This window comes from Mesorhizobium japonicum MAFF 303099 (assembly GCF_000009625.1).
Classification (GTDB): Bacteria; Pseudomonadota; Alphaproteobacteria; order Rhizobiales; family Rhizobiaceae; genus Mesorhizobium; species Mesorhizobium japonicum.
On record NC_002678.2, the window covers coordinates 2,737,509 to 2,747,500 of the forward strand.

Annotated in this window: 8 protein-coding genes, 1 tRNA gene and 2 rRNA genes (1 of these 11 only partly in view); 4 read left to right on the forward strand and 7 right to left on the reverse strand. The window is 63.2% G+C overall.

Features of this window, described 5'->3' with window-relative positions; translation table 11 throughout:
• Positions 1-173: 173 nt before the first annotated feature.
• The gene (locus MAFF_RS14375) at positions 174-1,073 is read right to left on the reverse strand and encodes a sugar-binding transcriptional regulator (protein ID WP_010911650.1); all 900 of its coding nucleotides are present in this window, start codon (positions 1,071-1,073) and stop codon (positions 174-176) included.
• Positions 1,074-1,339: 266 nt separating this feature from the next.
• On the opposite strand from MAFF_RS14375, the gene MAFF_RS14380 reads away from it, so the two are divergent.
• A complete protein-coding gene (locus MAFF_RS14380) occupies positions 1,340-2,248 on the forward strand; it encodes a tagatose-bisphosphate aldolase (RefSeq protein WP_010911651.1) in 909 nt (302 codons plus the stop codon).
• An 84-nt stretch (positions 2,249-2,332) separates the two neighbouring features.
• Positions 2,333-3,769, forward strand: a complete 1,437-nt coding sequence (locus MAFF_RS14385; RefSeq protein ID WP_157865993.1) for an ROK family protein — start codon at positions 2,333-2,335, stop codon at positions 3,767-3,769.
• A gap of 17 nt (positions 3,770-3,786) precedes the next feature.
• On the opposite strand, the gene MAFF_RS14390 is transcribed toward MAFF_RS14385, so the two are convergent.
• The gene (locus tag MAFF_RS14390) at positions 3,787-4,569 is read right to left on the reverse strand and encodes a DeoR/GlpR family DNA-binding transcription regulator (RefSeq protein ID WP_010911653.1); all 783 of its coding nucleotides are present in this window, start codon (positions 4,567-4,569) and stop codon (positions 3,787-3,789) included.
• Between the two features lie 181 nt (positions 4,570-4,750).
• Here MAFF_RS14390 and MAFF_RS14395 point away from each other — a divergent pair, with 181 nt between their 5' ends.
• Entirely contained in the window at positions 4,751-5,554 is an 804-nt protein-coding gene (locus MAFF_RS14395) for a hypothetical protein (RefSeq protein WP_157865995.1), read from the forward strand.
• On the opposite strand, the gene MAFF_RS14400 is transcribed toward MAFF_RS14395, so the two are convergent.
• Together MAFF_RS14400 and MAFF_RS14405 are read right to left on the reverse strand one after the other, a co-directional pair.
• Positions 5,555-6,166, reverse strand: a complete 612-nt coding sequence (locus MAFF_RS14400; protein ID WP_010911655.1) for an NAD(P)-dependent oxidoreductase — start codon at positions 6,164-6,166, stop codon at positions 5,555-5,557.
• A gap of 39 nt (positions 6,167-6,205) precedes the next feature.
• Entirely contained in the window at positions 6,206-6,844 is a 639-nt protein-coding gene (locus tag MAFF_RS14405) for a DsbA family protein (RefSeq protein ID WP_032933797.1), read from the reverse strand.
• A 138-nt stretch (positions 6,845-6,982) separates the two neighbouring features.
• On the opposite strand from MAFF_RS14405, the gene MAFF_RS14410 reads away from it, so the two are divergent.
• A complete protein-coding gene (locus tag MAFF_RS14410) occupies positions 6,983-7,918 on the forward strand; it encodes a LysR family transcriptional regulator (RefSeq protein ID WP_010911657.1) in 936 nt (311 codons plus the stop codon).
• 242 nt (positions 7,919-8,160) lie between these two features.
• Here the strand turns inward: MAFF_RS14410 and MAFF_RS14415 are convergent.
• The 3 genes from MAFF_RS14415 to MAFF_RS14425 all read right to left on the reverse strand — a co-directional run.
• Positions 8,161-8,237, reverse strand: a tRNA-Met gene (locus tag MAFF_RS14415).
• 219 nt (positions 8,238-8,456) lie between these two features.
• Positions 8,457-8,571: ribosomal RNA gene (rrf, locus tag MAFF_RS14420) — 5S ribosomal RNA — on the reverse strand.
• Between the two features lie 157 nt (positions 8,572-8,728).
• Positions 8,729-9,992: ribosomal RNA gene (locus MAFF_RS14425) — 23S ribosomal RNA — on the reverse strand (it continues 1,585 nt past the right edge of the window).

A 9,992-nucleotide genomic window follows, 5' to 3' on the forward strand; every position in this document is an offset into this window, starting at 1 on the left:
GAACTTGTAACACTTTGCAGAAATAAATTGCAACTCGGTTTTTCCGAGTTGGCAGCGCCGGGCTTTTCACACCGTACGACATCCGATTGCTCCGCCGAGCCCCGGTCAACTATCACCCGGGCCTTTCGGCGGCACAACTGGTTTTCGTGGCGGCGTCCCGCCTGGACTATTCGTTACGCGAGCGCTGCGAGGATGGCCTGCGCCGTCTTGGTATCCGTCACCAGCGTGTTGATGAGACCCGCGCGAACGGCTGCAATAATTGCCGTCGCCTTTTCCGGCGACGCGGCAAGGCCGATGACCAGCGGCACGGCGCGCAACTGCGCCGGCGACATGGCGATCATCCGGCTCTCGCCCTCCCAGGCAATCAGCGTGCCTTCGGCATCGAAGTAATGGCGAAGCACGTCGCCCGCGGCATGAACCAGCGCTTGTTCGCTCGGCGTGGCGGCACTTGCCTCGGGGGCATTGATGGCATGCGGCAGGCCGATGCCGACGATCGCGACATCGGTCCTCTCCCACAGAGCGACGGCATCGCGGATGGCGGTGTCGCGCAGGAAGACCTCGCGCAATTCGCTAGAGGGCAGATAGGGGGCATGGATGAAATGCGGGGTGCCGCCGAACTCCTCGGCTGCAAGTCGCACGAATTCGTTGACCTGAAAATGCGCCGCCTGCTGCTGCATGCCGCCGGTGGCAGCCACGGTCAGCACGCCCGGCATGCGCGGCAGGCCGGCCCGGATGACCTCGCGCACGGCGCGCCCCCAGCCGATGGCGACGACGGAGCCCGCCACCAGTTGCGCTTGCCTGAGAAGCCCGCCAAGGGGCGCCGCGAGCGCCGCCAGCGTGCCCGCTGCCGGCGTCTCGACCACCGCGGCATCGCGCAATTTCAAGCCATCGATCAGCTGCCTGGTGATGTCGTCCGGCGTCGCCAGGTCGAGAACCTCGATGCGGACAATGCCCTCAGCCCGCGCCCGCTGCAGCAGGCGCGAAATCGTCGCGGTAGAGACGCCGAGCCGGCGAGCAATATCGACCTGCGACATCTCCTCCACATAATACAGCTTGGCCACCGTGTGCAGCATTGTCCGCGATGCGGTCGCATCCTGGAGAGGAGGGATAGACAGCTTGCAATTCCTTTCAGCAACGTGTTACATACACATAGGCCGACGGGAGTTATCGCGCAAATCCAGCCAACTCGCAACGTGCGGCGCTTCACGGGCCGCGAGCCCGGCGAGGCGCTTTCTTCGAAGGCGATGGCGTCCAGCCGGCGGGCGGGCAGAACTGAACATCGTTGTTTCCACGGGATCCGCGCTCTTCGTCTAGGGAGCGCCAACATCGGATTGAGACCATGACCAAGATGACCACCGCGGAACTGCGCGGCTACCAGCAGATATGCGGCAAGGACGGGGCCATTGTGGCCATCGCGTGCGACCAGCGCGGCGGCATGCGGACCTTGCTCGCGTCGGACCCGGACGAACAGGCCAAGATCACCAACGACATGCTCGGCGACACCAAGGCCGACATCACGCGCTACCTCGCCAGTGCGGCGTCCTGCGTGTTGCTCGACCCGCTCTGCGCGGTGCCGCGCATTGTCGACGAGGGCGTCTTGAACCGCGATACAGCACTTCTCATCGGCCTCGACGCTTCCGGTTTCGACCTCTCGCCCGAGGGCTACCGCCTGTCGCGCCTGGTTCCCGGCATCGACGCGCGCCGCGTCCGCGCACTCGGCGGCACCGGCGGCAAGATCATGGTGTATCTCAGAGCCGACAAGCCTGAAGCCAACGAACACAACATCGCCATTCTGCGCCAATGCATCGCCGATTTCGGGCAGGAGGACCTGCTGCTGGTCGTCGAGTTCCTGACCTATCAGCTCGACGGGGAAAGCCCCGAGGACTATGCGGCCAATGCGCCATGGCTGGTTGAGGAAGGCACCCGGATTTCGCTGGAGTGCGGCGCCAAGGTGCTGAAGCTTCCCTACCCCGGAACGCCGCAAGCCTGCGCCAACATCACCAAAATGGCCGGCGAGGTGCCGTGGGCGGTGCTTTCGGCCGGCGTCAACCACGCGACCTTCCTTGGCCAGGTCGAGATCGCCATGCAGAATGGCGCCTCGGGTGTCATCGCCGGCCGCTCGCTGTGGAAGGATTGCATCTCGCTCGACCGTGACATCCAGCGCGAAAGGCTTAAGACCATCGCAGTGCCGCGATTGCGTGAAATCCAGGCCGTGATCGGCCACTACCGGCAGAAAGCCGCTGCCTGACAGTTGCGTTGGACGAGAGCTGTTCCAGCGAAAGTGTGAAGCGGCTTTGCGTCCGGAATTGCGCGAAAACAGATGCAGGACGGCATGCCTCTCAGCATAGGAATAGATATCGGCGGCACCAATCTGCGTGCCGCCCGCATTTCCGGCACCGGTGAAATCATCAAGCGCGTTTCCGAAAAAAGCGCGCCGGACCCGGAGCTGGTGCTCGGCCGCATCGCCGACATGGTGCGCCTTCTCGACACGCCGGATGTGAAGGCCATCGGCGTCGGCGTTCCAGGCCGCGTCGATGCGCGGCGCGGCGCGGTGCTGTCGGGCGGCTATGTCAACCTCGCCTCGGTCGCGCTGGCGCAGCGCCTGGAAGACATGACAGGCAAGCCTGTCATCATCGACAACGACTGCAACATGGCGCTGGCCGCCGAGATGGCGCTCGGCGCCGGGCGCGGCCATGGCAACATCGTCATGTTCACCATCGGCACCGGCATTGGCGGCGCCGTCGCCCAGGATCGGCGGATCACGCGTGGTTCGGCAACGGCGGGCCAGCTCGGCCACATCACCGTCGACGTCAATGGCGAGGTCTGCGCCTGCGGCCGGCGCGGCTGCGTCGAAACCACCAGTTCGGGCACCGCGCTCGGCCGTCACATTGCGCGCGCCGGGCTCGGCACCGACATTTCGGTCGATCAGCTCTTTGCCCGCGATGCAGCCGGCGATATTCAGGCGCGCGGCGTACTGGACGCCTGGGCGAAACCGCTGCGGGCCGCCATCGACACCGCCGTTGCCATGCTTGCTCCCGATTTGGTGCTGCTTGGCGGCGGCCTTGGCCGGGCGGCCCATGCAGCACTCGGCCGAGCGCCGGCGCTGGCACCCTGGTACCAATGCCAGGTCGAAGCAGCACAACTCGGTGACGATGCCGGCGTGATCGGCGCCGGCCTCCAGGCCCTGGCGGCGGAACCGCACCTTTCGCCCTCGACCCAGTCCAGCCGCCCGCTTCGCGCCGTGCTCGTCAACGGCATCCCCGCCAGCGGCAAGAGCACCGTCTCGCGCGGCATCGCCGATCGCATGGACTGGCCGCTGTTGGCGCTCGACACGATCAAGAACCCCTTCCTCGAAGTACTCGGCGGCGGCGACCGCCTGTTCAACCGCACGCTCGGCCGCGCCAGCTACCAGGCAATCTGGTCGGTCGTCGGCGAAGCCCCTGCCGGCACCACCTTCATCGTCGATGCCTGGTTCGGCTTCCAGCCGCGGGAGGTTCTCGAGGATCATCTGAGAAAGGCAGGCGTCGAGCAGACTTTCGAAATCTGGTGCCATGCACCAGGCGAGGTGCTCGCCGAGCGCTACGGCGCCCGGCTCGACCTGCGTCCCGCCGGCCATCCCGGTGCGGCCTATATCCCCGAATTGATCGAACTCGCCAAACGCGCCGAGCCGCTGCGGCGCGGACCGTTCTTCGACGTCGACACGACGAAACCGATCGACTTCGATACCATCACGGCCTGGTTGCGAGCGACGATGGACGGCCGCGCATAGACAGTCGGACGGCCCGTTCAGTCGCCACTGCAGACGTGAAGTTCCGTTCCGGCTGCTTCGATGACCGCGCGCAGCGCCGGTTGCGGTTCACGATCGGTGACGATGTCGGAAAGCGCGCCGAGCGTGCAGATGCGTTCGAGGCTGTTGCGGCCGAACTTGTCGTTGGTCACCACAAGCGCTGTTGACAGCGCACGGGAGATCATCGCCCGCTTGACCGCCGCCGCCCCCGAGATCGTGTCGCTGGGCCCGTCCGCGGACAGGCTCGACGCGCCGATGATGGCAATGTCGGCATTGTAGCGCCTGACGAATTCCACCGTATCTTCACCGACCACGCTGGCTTCTCGGCTGTCATAGGTGCCGGGGCAAAGGATGACCCGAAAGCTCGGATTGGCCCCGGCCACCGAGGCCACGCCGATGGAGTTGGTGATGATCGTCAGCTCCCGCTTCAACTGCGAGAGACCGCGCGCCACCTCATAGGTCGTCGAGCCGCCGTCGATCATCACGATGTGGCCTTTCTCGACCAGCCCGGCCGCACCGCGCCCGATCCGCGCCCGCTCCTCGATCATGGTCTGGCTGCGCTCGGCGATCACCGGCTCGGATGTCACCAGCGAGATCGTCGCGCCGCCATAGGTTCGGTTGAGCAACCCCGCATCGCCAAGCTCGACAAGGTCGCGCCGGATCGTTTCGCCGGCGACACCCAGGCGCAAAGCGAGCCTGGAAACACGAATCGAGGCCGAGCGGCGCACTTCCGACAAGATGAGCTCATGCCGCTCCTTCTTCGACAGCCGGCTCTGCTCCATGATCTGTCCTCCGCAAAGCCGACAGTATTATCCATGCCGACGCCGGTGGGGAAGGAGTCTCGCAAGACCCGGCTGGGCTGCCCCGATTCGAACGGTTGAAGCGGGATGCCGGGCTGACAGGCGGAAGCGCTGCTGATTTGATGACGTTTCGACGAATCGGCGCAAGACGATGGAGACCGCAATGCACGTCGTGACGTTGCTGAAGGCTGATATGTTCGACGTCGAGATCGACGGCAAACCCGCCTCGATCGCGCAGGCCTTGCCGGACTGGAACCCGCATGACCGCTTCGGCCTGGTGATCGACGAAGCGCTTGGCGGCATCGGCGCCACCCATCTGCTGCAGATCGCCATCACCTCCTTCTATGACGTCAAGCCGAGCCGCCGCACGCAGCTGACGGTCTATCCCGAAATCTATGCCTTCCACATCGGCAAGGGTTACGGCGCGCATGCGCCCTACGATTTCTGGCCGGCCCGGCGCGAGGTCATCACCTCGCTCGACCATCGCGAGGTGCTCGACGCCATCAACGATCGCGGCATCACAAGGCTGGCCGTTCCCGATCGCGCGCCGCGCGAGGTCGTGCATCGGCCGAAGGAGGTCGATGCCGCACTCGACCGCATCGCCTCGGCCTTCGTCTACAGCCCGTCGGGCCGGGTAGCGGATCCCGACCTTGTCATTTCAGGCAACGACAGGCGAACCGAATACAATCCCAACAGCGCCTTGCGGCCGCGCTACAGCGACAGCCGGCCGGCTTCCGTTTCGACGGCGGCCAAGCCGGTCAAGGAACTCGATTCGTCCTACCAGGACTGGCTCCGCAAGCGCGAGCACGATTTGACCGCCGAGGAACGCGCCTTCGTCGAGCGCCGTCGCCAGGAGCTGAGACAGGACGGCCTCGTCACCGAAACCTATCGGCGCGTCGGCGTCCGCGAGGCCCTGATGCGGCTGGCGTCTGCCGGCCTCGATCGAGACACGGCCGCCGCCGGTTGATCAATAGCCGACGGTAAAACGCTGCCTGATGTGGGCAGGCTTCTCGATCTCGTCGACCATGACGATGGCGTAGTCCTCGAAGGAGATGCTGCTACCCTTGTCGGAGGCCAGTAGCGTGTCCTTGCCCAGGCGGAATTCGCCGGTGCGCTCGCCCGGGACGAACATGGCGGAGGGCGACAGGAACGTCCAATCGAGGTCGCCGACCGCTTTCAGCTTGTCGAGGAAGTCGGCGCCCTTCTGTGCCTCGGCCTTGTAGATGGCAGGGAATTCGGGCGTGTCGACCAGCCTTTTACCGGGCGCGACCTCAAGGCTGCCGGCGCCGCCGACGATAAGGTAGCGCTTCACGCCGGAAGCACGCACGGCGGCAATCAGCGTGTCGGGATCGCTGTCCAGGAAATGCACTGCGCTGATCACCAAATCATGGCCACGGATCAGGTCGGCGAGACCTTGCCTGTCGAAGACATCGCCCTTCCTCGCAGTCACGCCGGGCAGCGCGGCAATCTTTTCGGGGTGGCGGGCAATACCGGTGACCGTATGGCCACGGTCGGAGAGTTCCTTGAGCAGGCGCGAACCGACGGCGCCTGATGCGCCGATGAGAGCGACTTTTGCCATGTCCTTTTCCAGTCCTTGTTGGAGGTCAGTTGGGGGAGATCACGCCGCCGCAATATGGGCGACGAGATTGTCGAAGCTGCCGAACAGCGCGTTCGAACCGATGAGCCGCGGCGTATCATTGCGGATGACTGCCAGCGAAGGCACGCCATTGGCATGCAGGCGCTGGAACAGCGTGCGGCCTCGGCCAACCAGCTCGCCGTGAGCCGTCAGCAAGGTTTCGGTCGGCTTCTTCAGCATGGCAGCGGCGTCGGCCATGCCGGCATCGGCGAGCACGGCAGCCACGCCTTCGACCGTCACGATATCGCGGCCGTCGACATAGCGCGCACGCTGGATCGCCTTCAGCGCTGTGAGCCGCCGGCGTGGGTCTTCCAGGCCGGCGGCGCTGATGCCGAGCGTGGCGGCATGCGAGTCGAGCAAGGTGCCACGAATATCGAGGACATTGTTTCGGTAAGCCTGCGTGAACTTCTGTCCGGTCAGACGCTCGATGCGCTGGTCGTTCGCCCAGGCATGGGCGGCAAAGCCTTGATCCATCGGCCGCGCACCGGCGCCGGAGAACAGGCCGGTCGGCAGCAGCTCGATGCGCGCGCCGCCGGCCGAGAGCCTGTCCAGCATCGGCGTGGCGCCATAGCACCAGCCGCAGAGCGGATCGAAAAGGTAAGTCACGTCTGAATTGCTCACGATCGCTGCCATCCTTGGTCCGGGCGGTCGGCTGACGGGCCGCCAAATGTCCTGGCGATATGTGGCAGGCGGAGGTCTTGCGATAAATGGCACCCAATAATACAAACTGTCTGATCAGATCAGACAAAGGCAATCACCTTGGCCGACCTTCTGAACCTCAATCGGCTCGTCTACTTCACCACCGTGATGGAAGCCGGCTCGTTCACGTCGGCCGCGGACCGGCTTGGCGTCGCCAAGGCCGTGGTCAGCCATCAAGTCAGCAAGCTCGAAGATGAGCTGGGCGCAACGCTGCTGCAGCGCACGACGCGGCGCGTCACCCCGACGGAAGACGGTCGCCTGTTTTATGATCGCGCGATGATCATCCTGCGCGAGGCGGAGGCAGCCTATGGCGAGATCTCGCATGGCGCGGTCGAACCGAGCGGAACGCTGAGGCTGACTGCGCCGCTCGACTACGGCACCAGAGTGGTGGCGCCGGTCATGGCGGCATATCTGAAGGCCTATCCGCAGATGCGCGTCGAAGCGATCTTCGACGACGCGGTGAGCAATCTGGTCGATGAGCAGATCGATCTCGGCATCCGTGTCGGCTGGCTTGCCGATTCCTCCAACCAGGCACGGCGACTGGGCACGATTCGGCAGATCGTCGTTGCGAGCCCGACCTTCGCGGCAAGCCTGCCCGCGGATGCGAACCCGAACCAGGCACGATCGCTGGCCTGGGTCGGCAATGCTCAGTTGCGCGGCGTCGGCCAATGGCTGTTTTCCAGGAACGGCGAGACGGTGCTGACCGAACTCAATCCCGTCGTCGTCTGCGACAAAAGCCCGGCGGCCTACGCTTGCGTGCTCGCCGGCATCGGTCTGGGTATATTTCCCGACTATGCGGTCGATGAGGATATCGCCGGGGGTCGGCTCGTGCGGATATTCGCGCAGTGGACCTTGCCGACCGGCGGCATCCACGCTGTGTTCCCGCCAGCCCGCTTCCGGCCCGCCAAGGTGCGCGCCTTCGTCGAATTGCTCGCCGCGGCCGAGAGAAAGCGGGCGCGCGGCGTCGCCAGGGGTGACGCCGGACACAGCACGTAATGTCAGTGGAGGCTTACATCGGAACGCTTTGGCCTTAGCCGTGTTTCGATCGTGCCCCAAACGCAAACGGCCCGCTGGTTGAGCCATGCGGGCCGATTTGATGTTTGGTTTTGGGGAGGCTTTGAGTTTTCTGCCCGGCGGCATTGGCTTAGGCGGCTTGCGGGCGGCTGATGAGGGTTAAGGTTGCCGGCACCCCCAGCAAAAAACAAAACGGCCCGCTTGAGGCGGGCCGTTTTTGGATTTGGTTGCGGGGACAGGATTTGAACCTGTGACCTTCAGGTTATGAGCCTGACGAGCTACCGGGCTGCTCCACCCCGCGTCACCTCTCGGCAAGCGTTTGCTTGCTGATCTAGGCAAGCGTTTGCTTGCTTAGGGCGTAAGCGCAAGCCTACGAATAGGCTGGCCTACAGATAGGTAGATGGCTCACCAAATGAAAGGGCCGCTTTCGCGGCCCGTGGTTTCCCGATTGGCGGGCCAGTTCGTAGAGAGAAGATTTCACTCCATCCGATTGGATGTGAGTTCAACGTGCGTTTAGCAGACCTGGCAGCGACCTACTCTCCCGCGTCTTGAGACGAAGTACCATCAGCGCTGGAGCGTTTCACGGCCGAGTTCGGAATGGGATCGGGTGCAGCCGCTCCGCCATAACCACCAGGTCGGCAAAACGCACGTTGTTCGAGAAGCTTTTGAGCGAATAGCCAATAGGGAGTATCGAATAGGGAAGTCCCTAGTCTTGCGCTCTCTCTGAGCTGTTCGCTGGTCTTGTTGTGCCTTCATCGTCCCGATTGGGAGTGATGAGCATAAGGAATGAGAACGATCAAGCCGATCGAACTATTAGTACCGGTAAGCTTCAAGCGTTGCCGCTCTTCCACACCCGGCCTATCAACGTGGTCGTCTTCCACGGTTCTCAGGGAATACTCGTTTTAAGGTGGGTTTCCCGCTTAGATGCCTTCAGCGGTTATCCCGTCCGGATATAGCTACCCTGCTATGCGGCTGGCGCCACAACAGGTCCACCAGAGATCCGTCCATCCCGGTCCTCTCGTACTAGGGACAGATCCTTTCAATATTCCTACACCCACGGCAGATAGGGACCGAACTGTCTCACGACGTTCTGAACCCAACTCACGTACCGCTTTAAATGGCGAACAGCCATACCCTTGGGACCTGCTCCAGCCCCAGGATGCGATGAGTCGACATCGAGGTGCCAAACAACCCCGTCGATATGGACTCTTGGGGGTCATCAGCCTGTTATCCCCGGCGTACCTTTTATCCGTTGAGCGATGGCCCTTCCACGCGGGACCACCGGATCACTATGACCGACTTTCGTCTCTGCTCGACTTGTCAGTCTCGCAGTCAGGCAGGCTTATGCCATTGCACTCAGCGAACGATTTCCGACCGTTCTGAGCCCACCATCGCGCGCCTCCGTTACTCTTTAGGAGGCGACCGCCCCAGTCAAACTACCCACCATACATTGTCCCGGACCCGGATAACGGGCCGCGGTTAGACATCCATAGTAATAAGGGTGGTATTTCAAGGGTGGCTCCACCTGAGCTGGCGCCCAGGTTTCAAAGCCTACCACCTATCCTACACATGCCACTACGAATGCCAATGTAAAGCTATAGTAAAGGTGCACGGGGTCTTTCCGTCTAACCGCAGGAACCCCGCATCTTCACGGGGAATTCAATTTCACTGAGTCTATGCTGGAGACAGCGGGGAAGTCGTTACGCCATTCGTGCAGGTCGGAACTTACCCGACAAGGAATTTCGCTACCTTAGGACCGTTATAGTTACGGCCGCCGTTTACTGGGGCTTCGATTCAGAGCTTGCACCCCTCCTCTTAACCTTCCAGCACCGGGCAGGCGTCAGACCCTATACGTCGTCTTGCGACTTCGCAGAGCCCTGTGTTTTTGATAAACAGTCGCTACCCCCTGGTCTGTGCCACCCTCCTCCACTTGCGTGGAAAAGGGTCACGCTTCTTCCGAAGTTACGCGTGCAATTTGCCGAGTTCCTTCAGCATAGTTCTCTCAAGCGCCTTGGTATACTCTACCAGACCACCAGTGTCGGTTTCGGGTACGGTT

Bases quoted from the DNA above. Each gene is read 5' to 3' on its own strand.
- MAFF_RS14375 (WP_010911650.1), bottom strand. From the start codon at position 1,073: ATGCTGCACACGGTGGCCAAGCTGTATTATGTGGAGGAGATGTCGCAG.
- MAFF_RS14380 (WP_010911651.1), top strand. From the start codon at position 1,340: ATGACCAAGATGACCACCGCGGAACTGCGCGGCTACCAGCAGATATGC.
- MAFF_RS14385 (WP_157865993.1), top strand. From the start codon at position 2,333: ATGCCTCTCAGCATAGGAATAGATATCGGCGGCACCAATCTGCGTGCC.
- MAFF_RS14390 (WP_010911653.1), bottom strand. From the start codon at position 4,569: ATGGAGCAGAGCCGGCTGTCGAAGAAGGAGCGGCATGAGCTCATCTTG.
- MAFF_RS14395 (WP_157865995.1), top strand. From the start codon at position 4,751: ATGCACGTCGTGACGTTGCTGAAGGCTGATATGTTCGACGTCGAGATC.
- MAFF_RS14400 (WP_010911655.1), bottom strand. From the start codon at position 6,166: ATGGCAAAAGTCGCTCTCATCGGCGCATCAGGCGCCGTCGGTTCGCGC.